The organism is Streptomyces tritici, assembly GCF_048500665.1.
Lineage (GTDB): Bacteria > Actinomycetota > Actinomycetes > Streptomycetales > Streptomycetaceae > Streptomyces > Streptomyces tritici.
Window position 1 is genome coordinate 4,383,029 of sequence record NZ_CP183183.1, and the last position, 26,898, is coordinate 4,409,926.

Below are 26,898 nucleotides of genomic sequence, written 5' to 3' on the forward strand. Positions count from 1 at the left end.
CCGCCCTGACGTTCCCGTCCGACGTCCACCGCGTCCGACGTTCCCCGGTGCGTTCCCGGAGATCAGGGCGTGTCCGCCCTAGCATCCAGCCATATGCGGACAACCACTGACATTCAGGAACGCGTGCCCGCCTCCCGTGTCTTCACCGCCCGGCAGGCCCCGCCCCGCCGCGCGGTGCTCCTCCCGTGGGCCTGGGCCGCCGTGCTCTGCGCGCTGTACGCCACCGTCGCCGTGCGCCGCCACCTGCTGTTGAGGACCACCGGCTACGACCTCGGCATCTTCGAGCAGGCCGTCCGCGCGTACGCCGAGCTGCGCGCTCCGGTGGTCCCGCTGCGCGGCGAGGGCTTCAACCTGCTCGGCGACCACTTCCACCCGCTGGTCGCCGTGCTCGCCCCGTTCTACCGGCTCTGGCCCTCGGCGCTGCTGCTCCTGGTCGCGCAGTCGGCGCTGCTCGCGCTCGCCGTCGTGCCGCTCGCCCGCTGGGCGCTGCGCGTCCTCGGCCGGCGCGCGGCGCATGTGGTCGCCGCCGGGTACGGGCTGAGCTGGGGGATCGCCTCGGCCGCCGCCTTCGACTTCCACGAGGTGGCGCTCGCGGTGCCGCTGCTGGCCTTCGCCCTGGAGGCGCTGGGCCGGCGCCGCTGGCGCGCGGCGGTCGCCTGGGCGGCGCCGCTGCTGCTGGTCAAGGAGGACCTGGGGCTGACGCTGGCGGCGGTGGGCGCGTACATCGCGCTGAAGGGCCCGCGCCGGCTGGGGCTGCTGACGGCGGCCGTCGGGCTGATCGGCTCGGCGGTCGAGGTCACGCTGCTGCTGCCGGCCTTCAACCCGGGCGGCGGGTACGCGCACGGCGGCAACCTCGCCGACGGGTACGGCTCGCTGCTCTCCACCCTCGCGCACGCGCCGCTCGACCTGCTGCGGCCGGACGCGAAGGCGATGACGCTGGTGCTGGTCTTCGCGCCGTCCGCGCTGCTGGCGCTGCGCTCGCCGCTGGCGCTGATCACGGCGCCGACGCTCGCCTGGCGGATGCTGTCGGAGAACGGCTTCCACTGGGGGACCTCGTTCCACTACAGCGCGATCCTGATGCCGGTGGTGTTCGCGGGCCTGATCGACGTACTGGCACGGTGGCGCGTCCCGGACGCCGCCTCGGGGGCGGTGCACCCGCTCGCCGCCCGGCACGTCCGGGCCTCGCTGGCGACGGTGCTGGCCGTGGCGGTCGTGATGCTGCCGTCGTTCCCGCTGGCGCAGCTCGCCCAGCGGGCGACGTGGCGCACCACCCCGCACATCGAGGCGGCCCGCGCGCTGCTCGACCGCATCCCGGACGGGGCGACGGTCGCCGCCTCGAACCGGCTGGTCCCGCAGCTGACCTCGCGCTGCACGGTCGTGGTCTTCCCGACGTTCCCGGTCGACAGCGAGTTGTACCGGTACGACCGCGAGCGGCTGCCGGCGCCCACCGCGGAGTGGATCGTGCACGACCGCGAGGCGCCCGAGGCGTGGCCGTACAAGCCGGGCCACTGGCCGTACCCGCTCGAGCAGCAGGAGGCGGAGCTCGTGGCGGCGGAGCGGGTGCACGGCTACGAGGTGGTGGCCCGCCGCGACGGTGTGACGCTGCTCCACCGCCGCGACGGGTAGCCCGGCGCCGGGTCCGGGCGCGGACGGCACGGCGCCGCGCCCTGCTACTTGTGCTTCTTGTCGATGTCGGCGAGCAGCAGGTTGGGGTCGCCCTGTGAGAGGAAGGCCGCGCTGGCGACGTACAGGGTGCCCTTGCGGACGGCCGCGGACGTGGGGTTGTCGAGTCCGTCCCGCTCGGTGAGCACGATCTTGTGCGTGCCGTCGGGCCGGACGAGGGCCAGCTGGTCCTCCCCGATCAGCGCGGCGACGACGTGGTCGCCGTGGCCGGTGAAGGCGAAGTCGTCGATCCAGTTCAGCCCGGTCGCCCTGACCTCGGTGGGGCCGGCGGTGCCGTCGTCGCCGACCGGGATGCGCAGCAGGGTCTTCCGGTCGGTGTTGGAGACCCACACGGCGCCCTTGTGGACCTTGATCCCGTTCGCGCCGACGAAGCCGTCCGGCGCGGGCAGCCGTTCGAGCGCGGTGCCGGTGGCCCAGGCGGTGGGCGTGCTGCCGTCGAGCGGGACGCGCCAGACGGTGCCGAGGACGGAGTCGGCGGCGTAGAGGACACCGCACTTCTCGTCGAGGGCGAGGCCGTTGGGGAAGCCGTTCGGCGGCAGCGCGGCGAGCCGCACGGGGGCGCCGCCGTCGGCCGGGATGCGCCAGACGCCGTTCTCCTCCTCGGTGCCGGTGGCGTAGTTGACGTAGACGGTGCCGTCCTTGGCGCGGGCCAGGCCGGTGGCGGCGGCCACGCCGATGATCGGGGTCGCCGGAGAGGTGACGGCGGGCAGGTCGACGAGGCGGGTGATCACGCCCTGGGGGGTCACGTGGGCGACCTGGCGGGCGAAGGCGAAGCTCAGGACGGCCGAGCCGTCGGGGGCGAGGGCGATGCTCTCGGGCGTCTGTCCGGCTCCGAGGTCGAAATGGGCGACGATCCGCGGGTTCGAGACGGTCGGCTCGTGGGCGGTGGCCGGGCCGGCGCCGAGGACGGCGAGGGCGAGCGCGGCGGAGGCCGTGGCGGCCAGTCGGGGGAGTCGGGGCATGGGTTCTCCTGGTGCGGCACGGGGGCGCCGGGGTTCCGGTGCCAGGAAGAACATGACGACCCGTCAGCGAACCGTCCGGGCACCCCGCCCGCACCGTCCCCCGCGCGGTCCACGCCCAGCCCCTGTCCGGCGCAGCGCCCCGCCCCGGGCGTCAACCCCGGAGACGTTCTCGGGGGTCACCCTTGGGGGGGACGGAACCCGCCGCCACGCCCGGGCGTAAACCCGCCATCGGGGGCCACGACCCGTGTCCCGCCTGGCCTCGGGCGGTTCCGCCGCGATCCGTCGGCGTCGCGTGGCACGCAGCACGAGTAATGAAGGGTTATGGTGGAAACCCCCCCTCGGGCCGGTCCGTATCCCCCCCACGGACCGGCCCGTTTTCTTTCCCCACCCCCGCCCGGGCCCGACGGGCCCAGCCGCGGTCGGGCCCGTCGCCCACACCGGCCGGGCCCCTCGCGTCCCGCCCCGGCGGGCTCCTCGCTCAGCCCCGCCCGGTGCGGCCTTCAGCCGAGGCCGGGCCCTCGCTCAGCCCCGTCCGGCCCAGATGTTCGTGCCCGCGGTGTCGACGGCGAAGGAGTCGATCTCCTTCAGCTCCTCCTCCGTCAGCGGGGCCGCCGACAGCGCCGCCACGTTCTCCTCCAGCTGCGCCACGCTCGACGCGCCGATCAGCGCCGAGGTCATCCGCTCGTCCCGCAGCACCCACGACAGCGCCAGCTGCGCCAGCGACTGGCCGCGCCGCTGCGCGATCTCCGCGAGGCCCCGCAGCCGGCGCAGCACCTCCTCGGAGAGCAGGTTCGGGTCCAGGGACTTGCCCTGGGTGGCCCGGGAGCCCTCGGGGATGCCCTTCAGGTACTTGTCGGTGAGCAGGCCCTGGGCCAGCGGCACGAAGGCGATGCAGCCCATGCCCGCCGCCTCCAGGGTGTCCAGCAGCCCGTCCTCCTCCGTCCAGCGGTTGATCATGGAGTACGAGGGCTGGTGGATCAGCGGCCGGACGCCCATCTCGGTCAGGATCCGCGCCGCCTCGGCGGTCTGCTCGCTGTTGTACGAGGAGACGCCGACGTACAGCGCCTTGCCCTGCTGGACCGCGGAGGCGAGCGCCCCCATGGTCTCCTCCAGCGGGGTGTGCGGGTCGAACCGGTGCGAGTAGAAGATGTCGACGTGGTCGAGGCCCATCCGCTTCAGCGAGGCGTCGAGCGAGGACATCAGGTACTTCCGGGAGCCCCACTCGCCGTACGGGCCCGGGTGCATCAGGTAACCGGCCTTCGTCGAGACGATCAGCTCGTCCCGGTAGGGCGCGAAGTCCTGGGCGAAGATCTTGCCGAAGTTCAGCTCGGCCGAGCCGGGCGGCGGCCCGTAGTTGTTCGCCAGGTCGAAGTGGGTGACGCCGAGGTCGAAGGCGCGGCGCAGGATCGCGCGCTGCGAGTCGAGCGTGCGGTCGTCGCCGAAGTTGTGCCACAGGCCCAGCGAGACGGCGGGCAGCTTCAGGCCGCTGCGCCCGCTGCGGCGGTACTCCATGTGGTCGTAGCGGTCCGCGGCTGCGCGGTAGAAGGGGGAATCAGTCACGTATCCCTCCTTATCACGGACTTGTGACAGCACCGGGCTGGGAGCCCGTTACCCGTCCGCAGTAATGTGGCGGCTTCGGGGGCCGCCGCAGCCATGGAGGGGTAAGGAAAGTGAACCTGCGCGACCTGGTGTACAGGCTCTATGCGCGCCGGGTGGAAGGCCGACTCGATCACGCCCAGGTGCCCAAGCACATCGGCGTCATCCTCGACGGCAACCGGCGCTGGGCGAAGGCCTCCGGAGGGACCCCCGAGCAGGGCCACAAGGCCGGCGCGGACAAGATCCAGGAGCTGCTCGGCTGGTGCGCCGAGACGGACGTCGAGGTCGTCACCCTCTGGATGCTGTCCACCGACAACCTGAACCGGCCCGAGGAGCAGCTCGTCCCGCTGCTCGGGATCATCGAGAACGCGGTGCGCGCCCTCGCGGCGGACGGCCGCTGGCGGGTGCACCACGTGGGCACTCTGGACCTGCTGCCCGCCCGGACGCAGGCGGTGCTGAAGGAGGCCGAGGAGGCCACCCTCGGCAACACGGGGATACTCGTCAACGTCGCCGTGGGCTACGGCGGTCGCCAGGAGATCGCGGACGCGGTCCGCTCGCTGCTCCTGGAGCACGCGGAGAAGGGCACCAGCTTCGAGGAGCTGGCCGAGGTCCTCGACATCGACCACATCGCGGAGCACCTCTACACCCGCGGCCAGCCCGACCCGGACCTGGTGATCCGCACCAGCGGCGAACAGCGGCTGTCCGGCTTCATGCTGTGGCAGAGCGCCCATTCCGAGTACTACTTCTGCGAAGTGCACTGGCCGGCCTTCCGGAAGGTCGACTTCCTGCGGGCGCTGCGCGACTACGCGGCCCGCCACCGCCGTTACGGCACCTGAGGCCCCGGGCGTCCGGCCACCCCGGGCGTCCGTCACTCGGACACCACTGGTCAACTCTCGTTCACCGGCGCGCCGTCATATGCCATGGCATGGCGGAGGTAGTTCGAGGGAATACCACTTCTTGAGTGAGCGACACGGAGACCGCTCACCCGGGAGGCCCTTTGCACCAGGACGACGACCGTGCCCGACGTGCACGGACGACGCGGAGGGCCGGTGCTCGGCCCACGCATCGTGGCCAGAGCCCGGCCCCAACCACCCGCGATCATGCGTCCCTATAAAGGGGGGTCTGTCCTTCCGTGGTGACCAGTGCAAAGCGCCGCATGCCCGACCGGCGCACCTACGTTCTCGACACCAGCGTCCTGCTGGCCGACCCCAAGGCGTTGGCCCGGTTCGACGAGCACGAGGTCGTGCTCCCGATCGTCGTGGTCACCGAACTGGAGGCCAAGCGGCACCACCCCGAGCTCGGCTACTTCGCCCGGCAGGCGCTGCGCCTGCTGGACGATCTCCGGGTCCGGTACGGACGCCTCGACGCCCCGCTGCCCATCGGGGACCTCGGCGGGACACTGCGGGTCGAGCTGAACCATTCCGACCCCGGCGTGCTCCCGGCCGGCTACCGGCTGGGGGACAACGACTCGCGGATCCTGGCGGTGGCCCGCAACCTCCAGGCCGAGGGCTACGACGTCACGGTCGTCTCCAAGGACCTTCCGCTGCGCATCAAGGCGTCGTCGGTGGGCCTGCTGGCCGAGGAGTACCGGGCGGAGCTCGCCATCACGGACTCCGGCTGGACCGGAATGTCCGAACTGGCGCTCTCCGCGGACCAGGTGGACCTGCTCTACGACCAGGAGTCCCTCTACGTCCCGGAGGCGGCGGAACTGCCCGTCCACACGGGCCTCGTGCTCCAGTCGGAGCGCGGCAAGGCGCTCGGCCGGGTCACGGCCGAGGGGAACGTCCGGCTGGTGCGCGGGGACCGGGACGCGTTCGGCATCCGGGGCCGCAGCGCGGAGCAGCGGATCGCGCTGGACCTGCTGCTCGACCCGGACGTCGGGATCGTGTCGATGGGCGGGCGGGCCGGCACCGGCAAGTCGGCGCTGGCGCTGTGCGCGGGTCTGGAGGCGGTGCTCGAACGGCGCCAGCACCAGAAGGTGATGGTCTTCCGGCCGCTGTTCGCGGTGGGCGGGCAGGAGCTGGGCTATCTGCCGGGCACCGAGGCCGAGAAGATGAGCCCGTGGGCGCAGGCCGTGTTCGACACGCTGTCGGCGGTGACGAGCCGTGAGGTCATCGAGGAGGTGCTGGGCCGGGGGATGCTGGAGGTCCTGCCGCTCACGCACATCCGCGGCCGTTCGCTGCACGACGCGTTCGTGATCGTCGACGAGGCGCAGTCGCTGGAGCGGAACGTACTGCTGACCGTGTTGTCCCGGATCGGGGCGAATTCCCGGGTCGTCCTCACGCACGACGTGGCGCAGCGGGACAACCTGCGGGTCGGCCGGTACGACGGAGTCGTCGCCGTGGTCGAGAAGCTGAAGGGTCATCCGCTCTTCGCGCACGTCACGCTCAACCGGTCCGAGCGCTCGCAGATCGCCGCGCTGGTGACCGAGATGCTGGAGGACGGGCACGTCTGAGGCGTGACGTCCGAAATGCCGCCCCATATGCCCTGAAAGGGAGTTGACGCCGCCCGGCGAAGCGAAGGAGCTTAGCCGGGCGGCGTCGTGCGTCGCGGGCGTTTCGTCAAAACTCCTGTGACGCAGGGGGTGTGAGCTTTCCCACGTAACCGGGAATTGCCTTGCGGCATCGGCTTCGGGCAGAGTCTTGCTTCCGTCAGGCCCCGCATACGGCACACGTGCATCCTCAGGGACGCACCGCACCACACAACTCCAGATACGCCGTCGTATGCCGCCCACAGCACCACGGGCCCGTGTCTTTTGTGACCATCAGGATGAAGACCAGCGCCAGGGGCACGATTTCGCCCGCGTGGTCACCGGTGCGGGCGATGCTGGAAGGAAACCGTGTGAGCCGGATCTCGGTCCGGGGATTCGCGGTGGCTTCGGCCACTGCGGTCACCACTGTCGGCGCCGTCGTCGGCGTCGCCTCGGGCAACACCCAGGCTGTCGACGAGAACTTCGAGGCCACCGCGGCCGACACCACGCTGCTCGCGGACATCCCGGTCGGCGAGCAGGCCCAGGTACAGGTGTCGTCGCTCTCGCAGCAGGCCGACGCCCAGGCCGCCGCGGCCGACTCGACTGCGCGCAAGCAGGCCGAGGAGGCCGCCCGCCTCCAGGCCGCGAAGGACGCGGAGGCGAAGAAGAAGGCGGCCGACAAGGCGGAGGCCGACCGCAAGGAAGCCGAGCTGCGCGCCAACCGCGCCTCCGTGCGCGACGCGTCCGACTTCGCGGCGCAGAGCTCGTACTCCATCTCCGAGGTCAAGGCGATGGCCCGCCAGATGGTTCCGGCGGACCAGTTCCAGTGCTTCAGCAACATCGTCGACCACGAGTCCGGCTGGAACTACCGCGCCACCAACCCGTCCTCGGGCGCGTACGGCCTCATGCAGGCGCTGCCGGGCTCGAAGATGGTCTCGGCCGGCGCGGACTGGCGGACCAACCCCGCCACCCAGATCAAGTGGGGCCTCAGCTACATGGACGGACGCTACGGCAGCCCCTGCGGCGCCTGGTCCTTCTGGCAGGCCAACAACTGGTACTAGGCCCCCGGCCGAAGCCTCAGCACGACCTCGCCCAGCCCCTCACCGTCCTTCGGTGGGGGGCCGGCTGCGTGTAGGTTCGGGGTCCGGTATCGAGCGGACTCCCGAGGGGAGTGGCGGGGGAAGAGGGAAGAGGAATGTCGAGACTGCCGGGCTGGCTCCACGGACTGGGCGGCGCGCTGCAGCGCATGGGCGAACGCCTGGACGCCCGCAGGGCGGCGGCGGAGCGGGACGACGGGCTCGACGCCCCGTACCCGGACTCCGGCCGCGACGCCGGCGAGGGCGCGGGCGCGGCCCCCGAACCGGCCGCCGGAGCGAAGGGCGCGGCCGCCGGTGCGGCCGGGGCGCGCGCCGCCGGGGCCGCGCCGGGCGCGGTCCCCCCGCCTCCCTCGTACGCGCCGGCCGTCGCCGCCCGGCCCGATCCCGCCGCCGCGATCCCGTGGGGGATGCGGGTCGCCGCCGAGGCCGGCTGGCGGCTCCTCGTCCTCGCCGGCACCCTGTGGGTGCTGATGCGGGTGGTCAGCGCGGTCCAGCTGGTGGTGCTCGCGTTCGTCGCCGCGCTGCTCATCACCGCCCTGCTCCAGCCCACCGTGACCCGGCTGCGCCGGATGGGGATGCCGCGCGGCCTGGCCACCGCGATCACCGCCGTCTCCGGTTTCGTGCTGATGGGGCTGGTCGGCTGGTTCGTGGTCTGGCAGGTCATGGACAACATCGACAACGTGTCCGACCGGGTCCGCGACGGCATCGACGAACTCAAGCGCTGGCTGCTCGACAGCCCGTTCCACGTGACCGAGCAGCAGATCAACGACATCGCGCAGAGCCTGAGCGACTACATCGGCGCGAACACCGAGCAGCTCACCAGCGCCGGACTGCAGGGCGTGACCGTGGTCGCCGAGGCGGTGACCGGGATACTGCTCGCGATGTTCTGCACGCTCTTCCTGCTGTACGACGGCAAGAAGGTGTGGCAGTGGATGCTGAAGCTGGTGCCGGCGCAGGCCCGGCCCGGTGTCGCGGGCGCCGGCCCGCGGGCCTGGCGGACCCTCACCGCGTACGTGCGCGGCACGGTCCTGGTCGCGCTGATCGACGCGGTGTTCATCGGCGTCGGCATCTACTTCCTCGGGGTGCCGCTGGCCGTGCCGCTGGGCGTGTTCATCTTCCTGTTCTCGTTCATCCCGCTCGTCGGTGCGGTGGTCTCGGGCGCGCTGGCGGTGGTCGTCGCGCTCGTCACCAACGGGGTGTTCACCGCGCTGATGGTGCTGGTCGTGGTGCTCGCGGTGCAGCAGATCGAGGGCCATGTGCTGCAGCCGTTCATCCTCGGCCGGGCGGTGCGGGTCCACCCGCTGGCGGTCGTCCTCGCGGTCGCGTCCGGCGGTCTGATCGCCGGCATCGGCGGCGCGGTGGTCGCGGTCCCGCTGGTCGCGGTCACCAACACGGTCGTCGGCTACCTCCGCGCGTACAGCCAGGAGCAGGCCCTGCGCACCCTGCCGGAACCGCACGGCGCGACGGCGTACGAGATCGCCCCCACGCCTGCGCCGGGCGCCGCGCCTCCCCGGGAGGGCGACCCCCGCCGGGAGGAGTGACCCGCCACCACCCGCCACGAACCGTCGAGAACGGGCGAAGGGCCCCGGGGACGACGTGTCCCCGGGGCCCTTCGGCGCCTGTGAGCCGTTACTCGGCGATGACCGCTTCCGCGTCCAGCACCGTGCCGACCGCCTGGATCACCGAGGCGATCTTGAACGCCTCCTGGATCGTCTCGCGGTCCACACCGGCCTTGCGGAGCACCTGCTCGTGCGAGTCCAGGCACTGGCCGCAGCCGTTGATCGCGGAGACGGCCAGCGACCAGAGCTCGAAGTCGATCTTCTCGACGCCCGGGTTGCCGATGACGTTCATCCGCAGACCGGCGCGCAGCGTCCCGTACTCCGGGTCCGACAGCAGGTGCCGGGTCCGGTAGAAGACGTTGTTCATCGCCATGATCGCGGCGGCGGACTTCGCGGCCTGGTACGCCTCGGGCTTGAGGTTGGCCTTGGCCTCCGGCTCCAGCTCCGCGAGGACCTTCGCCGAGCGCGAGGCGATCGCGCAGGCCAGGACCGTGCCCCAGAGCTGCTGCTGGGGCAGCTCGCTGTTGCCGATGACCGAACCGAGGTTCAGCTTCAGGTCCTTGGCGTAGTCCGGTATGGCCGACTTCAGCTCATCGAGGGCCATGCTCACTCACCGGCCAGCAGCTTGGCGGCGTCGAGGGTGTCCTCGCCCTTGGTCCAGTTGCAGGGGCACAGCTCGTCGGTCTGCAGGGCGTCCAGGACCCGCAGGACCTCCTTGGGGTTACGGCCGACGGAGCCGGCGGTCACCATGGTGAACTGGATCTCGTTGTTCGGGTCCACGACGAACACGGCGCGCTGCGCGAAGCCGTCCTCGCCCTGGACGCCGCAGTCGCGCATCAGCTCGTGCTTGGAGTCGGCCAGCATCGGGAAGGGCAGGTCACGCAGGTCGGCGTGGTCCTTGCGCCAGGCGTGGTGGACGAACTCGGAGTCGCCGGAGACGCCGAGGATCTGGGCGTCGCGGTCGGCGAACTCGTCGTTCAGCTTGCCGAAGGCGGCGATCTCGGTCGGGCAGACGAAGGTGAAGTCCTTCGGCCAGAAGAACACCACGCGCCACTTGCCCTCGTAGGTCTTGTGGTCGATCTGCGCGAACTCCTTGCCGCTCTCCAGCGACACGCAGGCGGTCAGGTCGTAGGTGGGGAACTTGTCACCGACAGTGAGCACGCGCTCTCCTTGCAGGCGGGAAGCATCCCTTTTGGGGGCTTCCGTGAGGGGTTGGACGTCTCACATCCTGGCACGGGGTGCATTGATCAGTGAAATAGCTAGACTGCGTCGTGTTGATCGAAGGTGGTTATCAGTGGTTCCGGCACGGCGCGTGAAGCAGCCCAGTCTCTCCCAGCTCAGGGCCTTCGCGGCGGTCGCGGAGCACCTGCACTTCCGCGACGCGGCCGCGGCGCTCGGCATGAGCCAGCCCGCCCTTTCGGGCGCGGTTTCGGCTCTCGAAGAGGCACTCGGTGTCCAGCTCCTCGAACGTACGACCCGCAAGGTGCTGCTGTCGCCCGCCGGGGAGCGGCTCGCGGTGCGGGCCGGGGCGGTGCTCGACGCGGTGGGCGAGCTGATGGAGGAGGCCGAGGCGGCCCAGGCGCCCTTCACCGGGGTCCTGCGGCTCGGGGTGATCCCGACGGTCGCCCCGTACCTGCTGCCGACCGTGCTGCGGCTGGTCCACACCCGCTACCCGGAGCTGGACCTCCAGGTCCACGAGGAGCAGACCTCGTCCCTGCTGGAGGGGCTGGCCGCCGGCCGGCTCGACCTGCTGCTGCTCGCGGTGCCGCTCGGCGTGCCCGGGGTCGTCGAGCTGCCGCTGTTCGACGAGGACTTCGTGCTGGTCGCGCCCCGGGAGCATCCGCTCGTCGGGCGCTCGGACCTGCCGCGCGAGGTCCTGAGGGAGCTGGACCTGCTGCTGCTCGACGAGGGGCACTGCCTGCGCGACCAGGCCCTGGACATCTGCCGGGAGGCCGGCCGTACCGAGGGCACGCCGGTCACCACGACCGCGGCGGGCCTGTCCACGCTGGTCCAGCTGGTCGCCGGCGGCCTCGGCGTGACGCTGCTGCCGCGTACGGCGGTGAAGGTGGAGACGGCCCGGAACGCGTCGCTGCGCACCGGCGACTTCGCGGCCCCGGCGCCGTCCCGCCGGATCGCCCTGGCGATGCGCGCGGGAGCGGCCCGCCAGTCCGAGTTCGAGGAACTGGCGCACGCCCTCCGCGACGCGATGCGCCGCCTCCCGGTCCGGGTGGCGACGGGGGCGGACGAGGCCGCCCGGGCTGCTCGGTCATGAGCCGGAGGGGCCCCCTACGGGTGACGGAAACCGCCCCGGACGCAACCCTTCGGGGCTTCTGAGCGTCGGTTCCAGTGAAGTGGGTGCTGATTCTCACGTCCGGAAAAGACCGGATCGATCGCGCTTTGTCATAGGCGGCGGTGTTAGCTTCTTCAGCTGATTCGGTAGCAGACCCACACCACCACGACGAGCGGAGCGACGAAGCGATGGCCCGAGGCGACACGCGAGCGTCACGGGGCGGCGGCATACGCCGCCTGTTCACCTGGCGCAAGCTGCTTGGCACGTTTCTCGTGGCCTGCCTGCTGGGCATGGGCGCCCTGTACGCGGCCTACCTCATCGTCCCCGTCCCGGCGAACGCCAACGCCGAGGCGACGATGCAGAGCAACGTGTACAAGTACAGCAACGGCAAGGTCCTCGCCCGCACCGGCAAGGTGAACCGCGAGATCGTCGGCCTCGACCAGATCCCGAAGAAGGTCCAGAACGCCTTCGTCGCCGCCGAGAACAAGACCTTCTACAAGGACAACGGCGTCGACATCAAGGGCACCGCCCGCGCCGCCTGGAACACCCTGACCGGCAAGGGCAAGCAGGGCGGTTCGACGATCACCCAGCAGTACGTCAAGAACTACTACCTGGACCAGAGCCAGACCGCGACCCGCAAGCTCAAGGAACTCGTCATCGCGCTCAAGGTCGACCAGCGCATGCGCAAGGACGAGATCCTCGCCGGGTACATCAACACCAGCTACTACGGCCGCAACGCCTACGGCATCCAGGCCGCCGCCCAGGCGTACTACCGGGTCGACGCCTCGAAGCTGACCGTCGCCCAGGGCGCCTACCTCGCCTCCGTGCTCCAGGCCCCGAGCCAGTACGACTGGCACGCCGCCGGCGACAAGGGCCGCCGCCTGGTCCAGGAGCGCTGGAACTACACCCTCGACAACATGGTCGAGGAGGGCTGGCTGCCCGCCGCCGAGCGCTCCGGCCTGACCTTCCCGGTCCCCAAGGCCCCGAAGGCCGCCCCCGGCATGGAGGGCCAGACCGGCTACATCGTCGAGGCCGCCAACGCCGAACTGGTCCGCCAGGGCGTCAACGAGACCGACCTGAAGGCCGGCGGCTGGACGATCACCCTCAACATCGACGAGAAGAAGCAGAAGGCGCTGGTCAAGGCCGTCGAGCAGCAGCTCGAGGACAAGATCGACCGCAAGGACGACGAGCAGGCCGTCGTCCAGGCCGGCGCGACCTCCGTCGACCCGAAGACCGGCGCGGTCGTCGCCCTGTACGGCGGCGTCGGCGCGACCGAGCACTGGATGTCCAACGCCACCCGCCGCGACTACCAGCCCGCCTCGACCTTCAAGCCGCTGGTGCTCGCCTCCGCCCTGGAGAACGACGCCGAGACCCAGGACGGCCGCAAGATCGGCCTGGGCACCGTCTACGACGGCACCAGCAAGCGCCCCGTCGAGGGCAGCGACGAGCCGTTCGCCCCGGAGAACGAGGACGACCGCAGCCACGGCATGGTGACCGTGCAGACGGCCACCAACAAGTCCATCAACTCCGTCTACGCCCAGATGATCGTGGACGTCGGCGTGGGCAACGTGAAGAAGACCGCGCTCGACCTCGGCATGAAGGACGGCAAGGACTTCGGCGAGACGCCCGCGATGTCGCTCGGCACCATGGGCGCCTCCACGTGGGACATGGCCGGCGTCTACGCCACGCTCGACAACCACGGCAAGAAGGTCACCCCGACCATCGTCAAGACGGCCGCGCACAAGGACCGCAAGGCCGAGCCGGTGCGGTCGATCGGCAGCCAGGTCGTCAGCCGCGAGACCGCCGACACGGTCACCAAGGCCATGATGGGCGTGGTGGAGTCCGGCTCCGGCTTCCGCGCCGCGGGGAACTACGACGCCGCCGGCAAGACCGGCACCTCGGAGAACAACCGCTCCGCCTGGTTCGTCGGCTACACCCCCGAACTGGTCACCGCGGTCGGGCTGTTCGGCGAGAAGCCGGACGGCACCGGTCAGGTCACGCTCACCGACACCATCAACCCGGGCCGCGCCAACGGCGGCCGGACGCCCGCGCAGATCTGGGGCGCGTACACCACGAAGGCCCTGGGCGGCGGCTCCGACGAGCGCTTCGACCTGGAGATCGACGAGAGCCAGATCGTCGAGCCGGTGCCGAGCCGCAGCGAGACCTCCGAGAGCCCGGACCCGACGCCGACGCGGACGGAGACCGACGAGCCGACGGCGCCGGCCGAGACCGGGACGCCGCAGGAGCCGACGCCCACCCGGACGCAGACCCAGGACCCGGATCCCACGCCGACCTGGACCCGTCCGACCCGTCCGACCTCGCCGGCGACCCCGCCGCCCCCGGACGAGGGCGTGGTCTCCGACGCGCTCCAGTGACGGGACCGGCGACGACATGCGAAGGGCCGCGGCCCGGAGCCCCTGAGGGGGTTCCGGGCCGCGGCCCTTCGTCCGTGCGGCGCGCGGCCGCCGCGCCGGGACGGTCAGCGCGTCGGCAGCTCGAACCAGACGACCTTGCCGCCCGACAGCCGGGTCGCGCCCCAGCGCCGGGCCAGCCGGTTCACCAGGAACAGCCCACGGCCGCCCTCGTCCGTCTCCCGCGCCCGGCGCTGCCGCGGCAGCTGCGGCGAGTCGTCGCCCACCTCGCAGCGCAGCACGTCCGTACGCAGCAGCCGCAGCGTCACCGGCCGCTCCGCGTACCGGACCGCGTTGGTGACGACCTCGCTGACCAGCAGCTCGACCGAGTCCGTCAGCTCCTCCAGGTCCCACCGGGCCAGCGCCCGGCGGGCCAGCCGGCGGGCCCGGCCCGGGGCCGCGTCCTCCGGCTCCAGGAACCAGTACGCCACGTCGCTCGGCGCGATCCCGTCGAAGCGGGCCGCGAGCAGCGCGATGTCGTCGTCCCGGTCGCCCGGCCCGAGCATGTCGAGCACGTCGTCGCAGAGCGCCTCCAGCGGCGGCGAGTGGTCCGGGCCGGTCAGCTGCGCGGTCGCGGCGAGCCGTTCGCGCAGCTGCTCGATGCCGGTCCACACGTCGCGCAGCCGGGACTCCACGAGGCCGTCGGTGTAGAGCAGCAGCGTCGCCCCGGCGGGGGCGTCCAGCTCCACCGCCTCGAAGTCCACGCCGCCCACGCCGATCGGCGCGCCCGGCGGGACGCGGAGCACCTCGGCGCGGCCGCCGAGGTGGAGCAGTATCGGCGGCGGGTGGCCCGCGTTGGCGATGGTGATGCGGTGCGAGACCGGGTCGTACACGGCGTACATGCAGGTCGCCATGCGGTCCTGGCCGAGCCGCTGGGCCTGCTCGTCGAGGTGGTGCAGTACCTCCTGCGGCGGCAGGTCGAGCCCGGCGAGGGTCTGGGCGGTGGTGCGCAGCTGGCCCATGATCGCGGCGGAGGTCATGGAGTGGCCCATGACGTCGCCGACGACGAGGGCGACCCGGCTGCCGGGCAGCGGGATCGCGTCGTACCAGTCGCCGCCGACCCGCGCGGTCTCGGCCGCGGGCAGGTAGCGCGAGGCGAGCCGGACGCCGGTCGGCTGTGGCAGCGAGTCCGGCAGCATCGTGCGCTGCAGCTCGTCCGCGATGTACGCCTCGCGGCCGTACAGCACGGCCTTGTCGATGCCGAGCGCGGTGTGCGTGGCCAGCTGGGCGGCGACCAGCAGGTCGTTCGGCTCGAACGCGGGCCGCTCGGCCCGGCGCAGGAACACCGCCGCGCCGATCACCCGGCGGCGGCCCCGCAGCGGGGCGAGGACCGCGCGGTGGCCGGAGGGCAGCGGGTGCTCGGGGCCGAGCAGTTCGGCCAGGGCCTCCCGGACGGCGGCGGAGTCGCCGAACACCGGGCGGACGCCGCGCAGCACCTCCGCGAGCGCGCCGCCGGTCAGGACCTCGCACAGCTCGGCGGCCGGCGTGGGGTCCGGGTCGGGGACCAGCATCGGGTCCTCGCCGTCGACGTCGGTTAAACGGAGCCGGTCGGTGCGGCGCAGCCGCAGCACGAACGGCGCGACCGGGCGTTCGTCGCCGACCGGCAGCGGGTCGCGCAGGTAGACCAGGATCGCGTCGGAGAAGGTCGGCACGGTGGCCCGGCACAGACCGAGCACGATCTCGTCCAGGTCCAGGCCGCGGGCGACCCGGCGGGTGGCGGCGCCGACGAACCGCAGCCGGTCGCCCTCGCGCCGGGCGGGCTCCCCCGCGGGTCCGTTGCCGCCGGGCCGGGCGGGCCCGTCGCCGCCGGCCGCGCCGCCCGCGTCCGTACGGGCGTGGTCGTCGGCGGGCTGGGCCGGCACCGTGGCCCGGGCGGCCGGCCCGGTGCCGCGGCGGCGGCCGGCGTCCTTCCGGTCCTGCGCGGCGGCCTGCGCCGGCAGGGCCGCGGCGGAGCCGGGCTTGCGGGCGGGCTTGCGGCGGCGGGACGGCTTGGCGCGGGCGGCGTCGGCCGGGCGTACGGCGTCGGCGGGGCGTACGGCGTCGGCGGGGCGTACGGCGTCGGCCGGGCGGGCCGGATCGGAGGCGCGCGGCGAGGGCACGGCGTCGGGCGCCGCGCCGTCCCCGCCCGCCGCGGCGTCGGGGCGCGGCCGGGTGGGTTCCTGGGGGCGGGCAGCCAGGGGCTGGCGGCCTTCGTGGGAGGTGGGATGCTCCGTCACGCGTGGGATTCCGTCCGTCCGGGCCGGTGGTGCGATGCCATCGCTCTGTCAGCCGATGCCGCGCCGTCACCGGGGCTAAACCCCTGACGGGAGCACGATGCGGGCACGGCATCGGCGGGGGCACGCCCACCCGGGCACACGTCCGGCACGGCTCTCCCCCTCATGAATGACTTACGGTCAGGTCCTGTGCGGTATTCGCTGGTTGCTGCGTCACGGGCTTGCGGAGGACGATCCTACGTTTGAACCCGGGGGGCGCATCAAGGGTCTCACGGTGCCGTGTGCGCCGGGGTTCTGTCCCAGTCGGCCGGCAGTTCGGGGACCGTCCAGGCGGGATCCGGCCGCCAGTGCTCCCAGCCGTCCGAGAACGGCGGTCCCCACGCGTCGATCAGCTCCACGGCGGCCGCGCCGGCCTCCCGCACCCGGGCGGCCTGCGCCGCGCCCATCAGCCCGCAGCTCTGCGCCTGCGCGAACTCGTCCTCGTCGCGCCAGAGCCAGCTGCGGTCCGGGTACACGGAGATGTCCAGGAAGTGGTCCTCGGAGTCGACGCCGCCGGACCACCGGGTCCGCGGCTGCTCCAGGTTCACGTACCAGCTGCGGAACCGCCACCCCTGATCCCAGAACAGCCAGACCGACCAGGGGTCGGCGGGCCGGGCCAGCTTCAGCACCCCCGCGCCCTGCCAGGGGGCGCGGGTGGTGGTGCGCGGTGCGGTGTAGCGGGTGGCGAGCGGTTCCTGGTGGATCGGGGTGCCGTCCAGGAGTACCGGCTTGACGCATTCGGTGCCGGGCGCCATCCAGACGGCGAGCAGCTCGTCGGTGTCCTGCACGACGGTCACGGGCCGGCAGATGTGCACGTCACCGGAGCCGATGCCGCGGTAGCGCCAGAGGATGCGGTCCCCCGGCGCCCAGTGCACGGTGTCCTGCGAAGCTGCCGATGCTGTCATGCGCAGATCTTAGGTGGGGCGCGCTCCGGCCGCTGCGGCGAAGGTCACGGATGCGTCATGCGCAGCACGTCCAGCGCCTCGTCCAACTGCTCGACCGTCAGGTCGCCGCGTTCGACGTAGCCGGACGCGAGGACGACCTCGCGGATGGTCTTCCGTTCCGCCAGCGACCGCTTGGCGACCTTCGCGGCCTCCTCGTAGCCGATGTACTTGTTGAGCGGGGTGACGACGGACGGCGAGGACTCGGCGTACTCGCGGGCCCGTTCGGCGTTGGCGGTGATGCCGTCGACGGTGCGGTCGGCGAGCAGCCGGGAGGCATTGGCCAGAAGCCGTACGGATTCCAGCAGGTTCTTGGCCATGACCGGGAGCATCACGTTGAGCTCGAAGTTCCCGGCGGCGCCGGCCACCGCCACGGTGGTGTCGTTGCCGGTGACCTGCGCGGCGACCATCAGGACGGCCTCCGGGACCACCGGGTTGACCTTGCCGGGCATGATCGAGGAACCGGGCTGGAGGTCGGGCAGGTTGATCTCGGCGAGCCCGGTGCGCGGCCCCGAGGCCATCCAGCGCAGATCGTTGGCGATCTTGGTGAGGCCGACGGCGATGGTGCGGAGCTGGCCGGAGGTCTCCACCAGGCCGTCGCGGGCGCCCTGCGCCTCGAAGTGGTCCCGGGCCTCGGTGAGCGGCAGTCCGGTGGTGCGGGCGACCTCGGCGATCACGGCGGCCGAGAAGCCGGGCGGGGTGTTGATGCCGGTGCCGACGGCGGTGCCGCCGAGGGGGAGTTCGGCGAGCCGGGGCAGGGAGGCGCGCAGCCGCTCGATCCCGTACCGGACCTGGGCCGCGTAGCCGCCGAACTCCTGGCCGAGGGTGACCGGGGTGGCGTCCATGAGGTGGGTGCGGCCGGACTTCACCACGTCCGCGAATTCGGCTGATTTCCGCCCCAGGGCCGCGGCCAGGTGTTCGAGGGCCGGGATCAGGTCGGCGGTGACGGCGGCGGTGGCCGCGATGTGGATGGAGGACGGGAACACGTCGTTGGACGACTGCGAGGCGTTGACGTGGTCGTTGGGGTGGACGTCCTTGCCGAGCCGCTCGCTCGCGAGGGTGGCGATGACCTCGTTGGTGTTCATGTTGGACGAGGTGCCGGAGCCGGTCTGGAAGACGTCGACCGGGAAGTGCTCGTCCCAGCGGCCCTCGGCGACCTCCGCGGCGGCCTCCTGGATCGCGCCGGCCACGTCCGCGTCGATCACCCCGAGTTCGGCGTTCACCTTGGCCGCCGCCGCCTTGATGCGGGCCAGGGCCTCGATGTGGGCGCGCTCCAGGCGCTGCCCGGAGACGGGGAAGTTCTCCACGGCCCGTTGGGTCTGGGCGCGCCACTTGGCGTGGGCGGGGACCCGTACCTCACCCATGGAGTCGTGCTCGATGCGGAACCTGTCGTTGTCGTTCATGTCCTCAACCTCCCAGTAAAGATGAGCACTTGTCTTGTTCCGGCTATTCCCATGTCACGTACCGGCCAGTAAAAACCGTGGGTAACCCCACTCACCAGGAGGCGCGATGAGGCGCACCAGGTACAGACTCCGATGGGCGATCGCGGCCGGCGCCGCGGCCGCGGCAGTCCTCGGAACCATGACGGCCGCCGCCCCCGCCGGCGCGGCCGCCACCGCTCCCCGCACCACCGCATCCGTTCCGCTCCCGGCCGAGCTGGAGGCGATCCGGGCGGCCGAGGCCACGAAGATCTACGGCTCCCCGGAGGAACGGCCGCTCGACCAGCGCAAGACGGGCCTGATCTCGCTGGGCGACAGCGAGATCTCCGGCGAGGGCGTCGGCACGTACGAGCCGCCGACGAACGGCCCCACCAACTGGTGCCACCGCTCGCCCGAGGCCGCCATCCACCGCACCGGAATCCCCGCGGACCTCACGTTCAACGTGTCCTGCTCCGGCGCGTACACCGGCAACATCCGGATCGGCGGCTCCAAGCAGTACGCCGACGAGCTGGTCCAGAGCGACAACCTCGCCATCAAGGCCCGCAACACCCGCGTCAAGATGGTGCTGCTCGTCGCCGGTGCCAACGACGACCTGCAGTTCGGCCCGGTCATGACCGACTGCGTCCAGCGCTACCTGCTCTCCCAGGGGCCCTGCGAGCCGAAGTACGCCCCCGGCTGGCAGGCCCGCGTCGACGCCCTCGTCCCCAAGGTCGAGCAGACCGTGCGCGACCTGCGCACGGTGATGCGCGACGCCGGCTACGCGGACGGCGACTACAAGCTGGTCGTCATGGGCTACCCGAGCCCCATCGGCCCGGACTTCCGCGACAACCCGGACTTCCCCGGCAAGCTCGCCTGCGGCGGCATGGGCTACGACTCCGACACCGTCTGGGGCCGCAACACCGCCGTCCCGGCCTTCGAGCGCGGCATGCGCAAGGCCGCCCAGTCCACCGGGGCGACGTACCTGGACAACTCGCGGCTGTTCCACGGCCACGAGGTCTGCATGGAGGACCCCTGGGCCCGCGGTCTGTACATCGACCTCTCCAAGCCCGGGACCCCGGACGAGAACTCGGTCCGCCAGTCCTTCCACCCGAACGCCCGCGGCCACGCCGCCTTCGCCTCCTGCCTGACCCAGCTGTACGGCTCGGGCCTGCGCGAGGCGAGCTGCGCGGACGTCAACTCGACCGGGAAGCCGACCCTGTTCCCGCTCGCCTGGGACGACGCGTACCGGCCGCTGAGGAACGAGGCGACCGGCAACTGCGTGGACGTGAACGCCTCCACCAGCGCCAACGGCACCGCGGTCCTCGGCTGGGACTGCCACGGCGGCCGCAACCAGACCTGGTGGCACGACTCCGCCCGGCAGACTGTCCACACCGGCCTGACCCAGGACCGCTGCCTCGACGTGCCCAGCACCTCGTACGCGGCGGGCACGGCCCTGCTGATCTGGAACTGCCACGGCGGCGGCAACCAGAAGTTCGTGAAGGTCGGCGCCACGATCCGCCCGGCGGCCGCGACCGGCATGTGCCTGACGCACGCGGCGGCGCGGGAGCCGGTCCGGATCCAGAGCTGCACCGGCGCGGCGAACCAGCGCTTCGCGTAGGCGGTACGCGCGGAAGGCCCGGCCACCGGGGGGTGGCCGGGCCTTCCGGCGTGTCAGGACAGCTTGCCGCCGTAGTCCGGCAGCTTGTACGCGCGTTCGGCGTGGCCGCCGACGAGGTCGGTGGTGTTGTTGCCGATGTTCGCGATGATCGTGTAGCCCTTGGCCTCGATCTCCGCGCGCTTCTCCGTCTTGTACGCGCTCACCTCGGCGAACAGGTCCGGCAGCGACCGCACGTACAGCCCGTCGACCGGGTAGCCGACCTGCTTGAGGTTCCAGTCGGTGAGCGAGTGGATGATGCCCGGGCGGGCGGTCACGAAGAAGATCGCCACCCCGCGCTCGTGGGCGTCCTCGACCAGCGCGCGGACCTCGGGGATGGCCGGGGTCGGCAGCTCCCAGAACGGGTGGAAGTCCGTCTCCAGCGAGGAGTTGTCGATGTCGAGGACGATCGCCTGCTTCTCGCCGCCCGCCTCCTCGGAGCGCTGCTCGATGTACGGGCGGGCCTGGGCGATCACCGCCGCGACGTCCTTGCGCCAGGTCGTGTAGTCGATGTCGTGGACCGCGGCGGTGGAGGTGTGGTGGCGGTCCGGGTCGGCGGCGAGGGCCGCGGGCGCGGGCCCGACGACGAGGACGGCGGTGAGGCCGAGGGTCGCGGCGGCCCTGGCACGGGTGGCGGAGGAGGACATGGGGGGCTCCCGAGTGGTCGAACCGGCTCAGTGGTTGACATGCTCGCGGCTAATACTGACCGGTAGGCGACGACAGGACTACCGGTCGGTAGCGAGTTTCTGATCGACCGTCGACACCGCGGGGGCGATGGCGCCTTGGAGTGTCGCCCGGCTCGCGGCTGGGGCGCACCGTCGGGCCCGGCTCGCGGCTTGTGAGGCCGTCGCCGGCGGCCTCGGCTCCCGGCTGGGGCGGACCCGCAGTCGGTGGGCCGGCCACCGCGACGGAGCAAGGTCGCCACCCGTGCGGTCCCCGTGCTCACCCGGTTGACCGGGCCGCGGTCGCCGGGCCCGGCGGGCCGCCCTAGCGTCCGGACCGGGGCGCCGCCCGGCGCCCGCCCCACCGACACGGAGGTCCTCGATGGCCCGTCCGCTCACCACCGGCCTGGCGGCCGCGGCCCTGCTGTTCCTGGGCGCCCCCGCGACCGCCGCCGCGGCCCAGCCCACCTGCCTCGGCCAGACGGCCACGATCACCGGCTCCGGCACCGTCACCGGCACCCCCGGCAACGACGTCATCGTCGCCTCGGACGGCGCCGACGTCGTCGACGGCCGCGGCGGCAACGACCTGATCTGCGCCCTCGGCGGCGCCGACCACGTCATCGGCGGGTCCGGCAACGACCGCCTCGACGGCGGCGCCGGGAACGACAGCATGCAGGGCGACGCCTACGCCGCGACCGGCGACGCCGTGGGCGGCGGGAACGACGTCCTGTACGGCGGTCCGGGCGACGACAACATCCAGGGCGACAACAAGGCCGAGACCGGCGACGCCACCGGCGGCGGCCGCGACCGGATCTACGGCGGCCCCGGCGACGACGCCCACCTCGACGGCGACAGCCTCGCCTTCGGCGGCGGCGAGGCGACCGGCGGCGGCGCCGACCACATCGAGGGCGGCCCCGGGAACGACGGCCTCCTCGGCGACTCGGCCTCGCCCTTCGGAGGCTCGGCGACCGGCGCCGGCGACGACGTCCTGCTCGCCGGTCCGGGCCCGGAGGACAACGTCATCGGCGACAGCGAGGGCGTGACCGGGGCGCACGGCAACGGCGGCGACGACCTGATCGACCTCGGCGGCGACGGCGGCTTCTTCGCCCTCGGCGACCACAACATCAACAGCCCCACGGGCGGCCGGGCCACGGGCGCGGGCAACGACCACATCCGCGGCGGCGCCACGGACGAGATCCTCATCGGCGAGAGCTCCGTCCCCGACGCCTCGCAGACGGCCGCGGGACACGACCTCATCGAGGGCCGGGGCGGCGCGGACGTGATCTTCGGCGACAACGTGAACTTCGACGCGGACACCACCGTCGGCACCGCGGGAGGCAACGACGCCCTGCGCGGCGGCGCCGGCGACGACCGGATCTTCGCGGGCCCCGGCGCCGACAGCCTCGACGGCGGCCCGCACACCGACCACTGCGACGGCCAGACGGGCACGGCCGACTCCGCGACCCGCTGCGAGACGGTCGTCGGAGTCCCGTAGCACCGGGACGACGCGCGACGACACACGACGACGCCCCCCGGCCCGTACGGACCGGGGGGCGTCGTCGTCACGCCGTACGGCTCAGCCGAGGCCGGGGCCGCGGACCGGGATGTGGGTGAACGTCGGCTCGGGCGCCGGGTTCTGGAAGAAGTCGTTGCCCTTGTCGTCCACGACGATGAACGCGGGGAAGTCCTCGACCTCGATCTTCCAGACCGCCTCCATGCCGAGCTCCTCGTACTCGACGACCTCGACCTTCTTGATGCAGTCCTGCGCGAGGCGCGCCGCGGGGCCGCCGATGGAGCCCAGGTAGAAGCCGCCGTGCGTGCCGCACGCGTCGGTGACCTGCTTCGAGCGGTTGCCCTTGGCCAGCATGACCTTCGAGCCGCCCGCCGCCTGGAACTGCTCCACGTACGAGTCCATGCGGCCGGCCGTCGTCGGGCCGAAGGAGCCGGAGGCGTAGCCCTCGGGGGTCTTCGCGGGACCCGCGTAGTACACCGGGTGGTCCTTCAGGTACTGCGGCATCTCCTCGCCCGCGTCCAGCCGCTCCTTGATCTTGGCGTGCGCGATGTCGCGCGCCACGACCAGCGGGCCGGTCAGCGAGAGCCGGGTCTTGACCGGGTACTTGGTCAGCTCGGCGAGGATCTCGTCCATCGGCTGGTTGAGGTCGATCTTGACGACGTCGCCCGCCTCGTCGAGGTGCTCGTCGGTCGTGTCCGGCAGGAAGCGCGCCGGGTCGGTCTCGAGCTGCTCCAGGAAGACGCCCTCGGCGGTGATCTTCGCGACGGCCTGGCGGTCGGCCGAGCAGGAGACGGCGATCGCGACCGGCAGCGAGGCGCCGTGGCGGGGGAGACGGACCACGCGGACGTCGTGGCAGAAGTACTTGCCGCCGAACTGGGCGCCGATGCCGATCTTCTGCGTGAGCTCGAAGACCTTCTCCTCCAGCTCCTTGTCGCGGAAGCCGTGACCGGTGGCCGCGTCGCCCTCGGTGGGCAGCTCGTCCAGGTAGTGCGCGGAGGCGTACTTGGCGGTCTTCAGCGCGAACTCGGCGGAGGTGCCGCCGACGACGATCGCCAGGTGGTACGGCGGGCAGGCGGCCGTGCCCAGCGAGCGGATCTTCTCCTCCAGGAACTTCATCATGGAGGCCTCGTTCAGGACGGCCTTGGTCTCCTGGTAGAGGAACGACTTGTTGGCCGAGCCGCCGCCCTTGGCCATGAAGAGGAACTTGTAGGCGCCGCCGTCGGTCGCGTACAGCTCGATCTGCGCGGGCAGGTTCGAGCCGGTGTTCTTCTCCTCCCACATGGTCACCGGGGCCATCTGGGAGTAGCGCAGGTTGAGCTTGGTGTACGCGTCGTAGATGCCCTTGGACAGGGCCTCCTCGTCGCGGCCGGTGGTCAGCACGTTCTGCCCGCGCTTGCCCATGACGATCGCGGTGCCGGTGTCCTGGCACATGGGCAGCACGCCGGCGGCGGCGATGTTGGCGTTCTTCAGCAGGTCGAGCGCGACGAACTTGTCGTTGCTCGACGCCTCCGGGTCGTCGATGATCTTCCGCAGCTGGGCCAGGTGGGCCGGGCGCAGGTAGTGCTGGATGTCGTGGATGGCCTCGGCGGCCAGCTGGCGCAGCGCCTCCGGCTCGACCTTGAGGAACGTACGGCCGTCGGCCTCGAAGGTCGAGACGCCTTCGGAGGTCACCAGGCGGTAGGGCGTGGTGTCCTCTCCCAGGGGGAGCAGATCGGAGTACGCGAACTCTGGCATGACGGGGCCATTCCTCACTCGGGCAGACGGCGGCGCGCCGCCTCCGTTGGCGGGCGCGCCCTCCAGCGTAAGACGCGGGCGCGGCGCCGATCCTGTGAGGTAAGGCTCACTAGGAGCACCCGACCACGCCGGAATGGCGTGTTTCGTTCCCCCCGCTCGGCCCGTCAAGTGGAACGCGACCCTCCCCCCGCGCCCCCTGGTCGCGATCTATCGCGTTTCGCTACGCTGCCTCCGTGGACCTCGAAAAGCAGCCCCAGCAGCCGCCGGCCGCTCCCGCGGAGCCCGCCGCCGCACCGCCGGCCGCCGCCGACCCGGCGGGTTCGCTGCGCGCCTCGGACGCCGACCGGGACCGGGTCGCGGACATCCTGCGCGAAGCCCTCGCCGAGGGGCGGCTCGACGCCGAGGAGCACGGCGAGCGGATCGACGCCGTCTACCGGGCCAAGACCATGGGCGAACTGGAGCCGCTGGTACGGGACCTGCCCCGGCCGACCGCGGCCCGCCGGCCGGCCGAGGATCCCTACGCCTACGGGCCCGACGACCCGGCGGTCCCCGCCGACAACCTCGTCGCGGTCTTCTCCAGCACGACCCGCAAGGGCCGCTGGCGGGTCGGCCGCCGCACCAACGCCTTCGCGGTGTTCGGCAACGTCGAGATCGACCTGACCGAGGCGATCTTCGCCCAGCGGCTCACCACCATCAACGCCACGTCGATCTTCGGCAGCGTGGAGGTCCGGGTCCCGGAGAACATCACGCTGCGCGGCAACGGCACCGGCGTCCTCGGCAACTTCGAGGTGCGCACGCTGGAGGCGCCCGACCCGGAGGCCCCGGTCGTCGTGGTCAACGGCTACGCGGTCCTCGGGCACGTGGAGGCCCGCCCCAAGCGGGGCAAGTTCATCGCCGACCTGCAGGACCGGCTGCGCAAGCACCTCGGCCACTGAGCGGTCCGGGCCGACCGGAATTCGCCGACGGCTGCCCGGAGTTCGGAACCCTGACGCCACCCGGTGCATAGGCGCGCGCACAGCGGGTAGGGCTTGCTGCATCGTCTCTCGCTCGCGAAGCCGTCGCCGTCGTCAGGAGTAGACCGTGCTGCAACTGCCGCATCAGCCCCTCCACGCCGCCACCGTTCCGGCCCAGCGCGCGCCCGCCCGAGAGGACGAGGCCGGACCCTGGCACGCGGAGGCGGTCTGCCGCCGCGACGAGGCCGGACTGTTCTTCGCCCCCTCCAAGGAGCCGACCGCCGCCCGGCTCTCCCGCGAGGAGGCCGCCAAGCGGGTCTGCGCCCGCTGCCCCGTGATGGTCGAGTGCCGGGAGCACGCGCTGCTGCAGCCCGAGCCGTACGGCGTGTGGGGCGGGCTCACCGCCGCCGAGCGCCGGGTGGTGCTGGCCCGCCGCCGGCGCCGCGAGGTGGAGCTGCGCAAGGCCGCGGCCGCGGAGCGGATCGCCCAGGCGGGCTGACGGGTCTCTCGCCCGTACGGGAAGGGGCGCCCCCACCGCACATGGGGGCGCCCCTCTTCGTACCGCCGCGCGGGCTACTTGGCCCGGTCGAAGTCGATCTTGCTGTACGCGCGCAGCTTGGACAGCCGGTGCGTGGAGTCGATCTGCCGGATCGTGCCGGACTTCGAGCGCATGACCAGCGACTGCGTGGTCGCGGTCTCGGCGCGGTAGCGGACCCCGCGCAGCAGCTCGCCGTCGGTGATGCCGGTCGCGACGAAGAACACGTTGTCGCCGCTGACCAGGTCGTTCGTGGAGAGCACCCGGTCCAGGTCGTGACCGGCGTCCAGCGCGCGCTGCCGCTCGGCGTCGTCCTTCGGCCACAGCTTGCCCTGGATCACACCGCCGAGGCACTTGATCGCGCAGGCGGAGATGATGCCCTCCGGGGTGCCGCCGATGCCCATGAGCATGTCGACGCCGGTGCCCTCGCGGACCGCCATGATCGAGCCGGCGACGTCGCCGTCGGAGATGAACTTGATCCGGGCGCCGGTCTCGCGGATCTCCTTGACGATGCCCTCGTGGCGGGGGCGGTCCAGGATGACGACCGTGATGTCCTCGGGCGAGGAGTTCTTGGCCTTGGCGACCCGTCGGATGTTCACCGACACGGGCGCGTCGATGTCGACGAAGTCCGCCGCCTCGGGGCCGGTGACCAGCTTGTCCATGTAGAACACGGCGGACGGGTCGAACATGGTGCCGCGGTCCGCGGCGGCCAGCACGGCGATCGCGTTCGGCATGCCCTTGGCGTTCAGGGTGGTGCCGTCGATCGGGTCGACGGCGATGTCGACCTCGGCGCCGGTGCCGTCGCCGACCCGCTCGCCGTTGAAGAGCATGGGCGCCTCGTCCTTCTCGCCCTCGCCGATGACGACCACGCCGTTCATCGAGACGGTGGAGATCAGGGTCCGCATGGCGTTGACCGCCGCGCCGTCCGCGCCGATCTTGTCACCGCGGCCGACCCAGCGGCCCGCGGCCATCGCGGCCGCCTCGGTGACGCGGACCAGCTCCAGGGCGAGGTTGCGGTCGGGGGCCTCGGGAGAGACCTCCAGCTCGGGCGGCAGCAAGTGATGCTCGGTCATCGAGCGCACCTTTCTGTACGGCGACGGCCGGAAAACAAGAGGGTGCTGTGACTCTATCGTCAGGTCGACAAATTGAGCAGAGGGGCCCACGGATG

Annotated in this window: 22 protein-coding genes; 11 read left to right on the forward strand and 11 right to left on the reverse strand. The window is 72.2% G+C overall.

Going from position 1 to position 26,898, the window contains the following annotated elements; genetic code table 11:
* Window positions 1-93 precede the first annotated feature (93 nt).
* Window positions 94-1,626 (forward strand): DUF2079 domain-containing protein, encoded by a 1,533-nt coding sequence (locus tag ACNJ93_RS20495; protein WP_418958862.1) that lies wholly within the window; start codon window positions 94-96, stop codon window positions 1,624-1,626.
* A 44-nt stretch (window positions 1,627-1,670) separates the two neighbouring features.
* On the opposite strand, the gene ACNJ93_RS20500 is transcribed toward ACNJ93_RS20495, so the two are convergent.
* Window positions 1,671-2,645 carry an SMP-30/gluconolactonase/LRE family protein gene (locus ACNJ93_RS20500; protein WP_418958863.1) on the reverse strand — a complete coding sequence of 325 codons (975 nt, stop codon included), beginning with the start codon at window positions 2,643-2,645 and terminating at the stop codon, window positions 1,671-1,673.
* 522 nt (window positions 2,646-3,167) lie between these two features.
* Window positions 3,168-4,205, reverse strand: a complete 1,038-nt coding sequence (mgrA, locus tag ACNJ93_RS20505) for an L-glyceraldehyde 3-phosphate reductase (RefSeq protein WP_418958864.1) — start codon at window positions 4,203-4,205, stop codon at window positions 3,168-3,170.
* A gap of 110 nt (window positions 4,206-4,315) precedes the next feature.
* Here mgrA and ACNJ93_RS20510 point away from each other — a divergent pair, with 110 nt between their 5' ends.
* Window positions 4,316-5,077 (forward strand): isoprenyl transferase, encoded by a 762-nt coding sequence (locus ACNJ93_RS20510; protein WP_418958865.1) that lies wholly within the window; start codon window positions 4,316-4,318, stop codon window positions 5,075-5,077.
* A 296-nt stretch (window positions 5,078-5,373) separates the two neighbouring features.
* Complete coding sequence (locus ACNJ93_RS20515; protein ID WP_418958866.1) at window positions 5,374-6,696, forward strand: PhoH family protein; 1,323 nt, start codon at window positions 5,374-5,376, stop codon at window positions 6,694-6,696.
* 226 nt (window positions 6,697-6,922) lie between these two features.
* Here ACNJ93_RS20515 and ACNJ93_RS20520 read toward each other — a convergent pair whose 3' ends face one another.
* Window positions 6,923-7,126 carry a hypothetical protein gene (locus ACNJ93_RS20520; RefSeq protein ID WP_418961622.1) on the reverse strand — a complete coding sequence of 68 codons (204 nt, stop codon included), beginning with the start codon at window positions 7,124-7,126 and terminating at the stop codon, window positions 6,923-6,925.
* Between ACNJ93_RS20520 and ACNJ93_RS20525 the strand changes: the two genes are divergently transcribed.
* The gene (locus ACNJ93_RS20525; RefSeq protein ID WP_418958867.1) at window positions 7,065-7,772 is read left to right on the forward strand and encodes a transglycosylase SLT domain-containing protein; all 708 of its coding nucleotides are present in this window, start codon (window positions 7,065-7,067) and stop codon (window positions 7,770-7,772) included. The genes ACNJ93_RS20520 and ACNJ93_RS20525 overlap by 62 nt on opposite strands.
* A 134-nt stretch (window positions 7,773-7,906) precedes the next feature.
* A complete protein-coding gene (locus tag ACNJ93_RS20530) occupies window positions 7,907-9,349 on the forward strand; it encodes an AI-2E family transporter (protein WP_418958868.1) in 1,443 nt (480 codons plus the stop codon).
* Between the two features lie 88 nt (window positions 9,350-9,437).
* Here the strand turns inward: ACNJ93_RS20530 and ACNJ93_RS20535 are convergent, their stop codons facing one another.
* Together ACNJ93_RS20535 and ACNJ93_RS20540 are read right to left on the reverse strand one after the other, a co-directional pair.
* Window positions 9,438-9,971 carry an alkyl hydroperoxide reductase gene (locus ACNJ93_RS20535; RefSeq protein ID WP_418958869.1) on the reverse strand — a complete coding sequence of 178 codons (534 nt, stop codon included), beginning with the start codon at window positions 9,969-9,971 and terminating at the stop codon, window positions 9,438-9,440.
* Between the two features lie 2 nt (window positions 9,972-9,973).
* Window positions 9,974-10,528, reverse strand: coding sequence for a peroxiredoxin (locus ACNJ93_RS20540; RefSeq protein ID WP_418958870.1), 555 nt, complete (start codon window positions 10,526-10,528; stop codon window positions 9,974-9,976).
* A 151-nt stretch (window positions 10,529-10,679) separates the two neighbouring features.
* Between ACNJ93_RS20540 and ACNJ93_RS20545 the strand changes: the two genes are divergently transcribed.
* A complete protein-coding gene (locus ACNJ93_RS20545) occupies window positions 10,680-11,639 on the forward strand; it encodes a LysR substrate-binding domain-containing protein (RefSeq protein ID WP_418958871.1) in 960 nt (319 codons plus the stop codon).
* 206 nt (window positions 11,640-11,845) lie between these two features.
* Complete coding sequence (locus ACNJ93_RS20550; RefSeq protein WP_418958872.1) at window positions 11,846-14,032, forward strand: transglycosylase domain-containing protein; 2,187 nt, start codon at window positions 11,846-11,848, stop codon at window positions 14,030-14,032.
* Window positions 14,033-14,136: 104 nt separating this feature from the next.
* On the opposite strand, the gene ACNJ93_RS20555 is transcribed toward ACNJ93_RS20550, so the two are convergent.
* The 3 genes from ACNJ93_RS20555 to ACNJ93_RS20565 all read right to left on the reverse strand — a co-directional run bounded on the left by ACNJ93_RS20555 (window position 14,137) and on the right by ACNJ93_RS20565 (window position 18,664).
* Complete coding sequence (locus ACNJ93_RS20555; RefSeq protein WP_418958873.1) at window positions 14,137-16,284, reverse strand: SpoIIE family protein phosphatase; 2,148 nt, start codon at window positions 16,282-16,284, stop codon at window positions 14,137-14,139.
* A gap of 266 nt (window positions 16,285-16,550) precedes the next feature.
* Window positions 16,551-17,225, reverse strand: coding sequence for a DUF402 domain-containing protein (locus tag ACNJ93_RS20560; protein ID WP_418958874.1), 675 nt, complete (start codon window positions 17,223-17,225; stop codon window positions 16,551-16,553).
* 44 nt (window positions 17,226-17,269) lie between these two features.
* A complete protein-coding gene (locus tag ACNJ93_RS20565; protein WP_418958875.1) occupies window positions 17,270-18,664 on the reverse strand; it encodes a class II fumarate hydratase in 1,395 nt (464 codons plus the stop codon).
* A 106-nt stretch (window positions 18,665-18,770) separates the two neighbouring features.
* Between ACNJ93_RS20565 and ACNJ93_RS20570 the strand changes: the two genes are divergently transcribed.
* Window positions 18,771-20,297 (forward strand): ricin-type beta-trefoil lectin domain protein, encoded by a 1,527-nt coding sequence (locus ACNJ93_RS20570; RefSeq protein ID WP_418958876.1) that lies wholly within the window; start codon window positions 18,771-18,773, stop codon window positions 20,295-20,297.
* Window positions 20,298-20,350: 53 nt separating this feature from the next.
* Here the strand turns inward: ACNJ93_RS20570 and ACNJ93_RS20575 are convergent, their stop codons facing one another.
* Window positions 20,351-20,980, reverse strand: a complete 630-nt coding sequence (locus ACNJ93_RS20575; RefSeq protein WP_418958877.1) for an HAD family acid phosphatase — start codon at window positions 20,978-20,980, stop codon at window positions 20,351-20,353.
* Between the two features lie 397 nt (window positions 20,981-21,377).
* Here ACNJ93_RS20575 and ACNJ93_RS20580 point away from each other — a divergent pair, with 397 nt between their 5' ends.
* Window positions 21,378-22,490, forward strand: coding sequence for a calcium-binding protein (locus ACNJ93_RS20580; RefSeq protein WP_418958878.1), 1,113 nt, complete (start codon window positions 21,378-21,380; stop codon window positions 22,488-22,490).
* A gap of 81 nt (window positions 22,491-22,571) precedes the next feature.
* On the opposite strand, the gene ACNJ93_RS20585 is transcribed toward ACNJ93_RS20580, so the two are convergent.
* Complete coding sequence (locus ACNJ93_RS20585) at window positions 22,572-24,242, reverse strand: fumarate hydratase (RefSeq protein WP_418958879.1); 1,671 nt, start codon at window positions 24,240-24,242, stop codon at window positions 22,572-22,574.
* Window positions 24,243-24,475: 233 nt separating this feature from the next.
* Between ACNJ93_RS20585 and ACNJ93_RS20590 the strand changes: the two genes are divergently transcribed.
* Together ACNJ93_RS20590 and ACNJ93_RS20595 are read left to right on the forward strand one after the other, a co-directional pair.
* Window positions 24,476-25,177, forward strand: coding sequence for a DUF1707 SHOCT-like domain-containing protein (locus ACNJ93_RS20590; protein WP_418958880.1), 702 nt, complete (start codon window positions 24,476-24,478; stop codon window positions 25,175-25,177).
* A 145-nt stretch (window positions 25,178-25,322) separates the two neighbouring features.
* The gene (locus tag ACNJ93_RS20595) at window positions 25,323-25,694 is read left to right on the forward strand and encodes a WhiB family transcriptional regulator (protein ID WP_418958881.1); all 372 of its coding nucleotides are present in this window, start codon (window positions 25,323-25,325) and stop codon (window positions 25,692-25,694) included.
* Window positions 25,695-25,768: 74 nt separating this feature from the next.
* Here ACNJ93_RS20595 and glpX read toward each other — a convergent pair whose 3' ends face one another.
* Window positions 25,769-26,803, reverse strand: a complete 1,035-nt coding sequence (glpX, locus tag ACNJ93_RS20600) for a class II fructose-bisphosphatase (RefSeq protein WP_418958882.1) — start codon at window positions 26,801-26,803, stop codon at window positions 25,769-25,771.
* Window positions 26,804-26,898 lie beyond the last annotated feature (95 nt).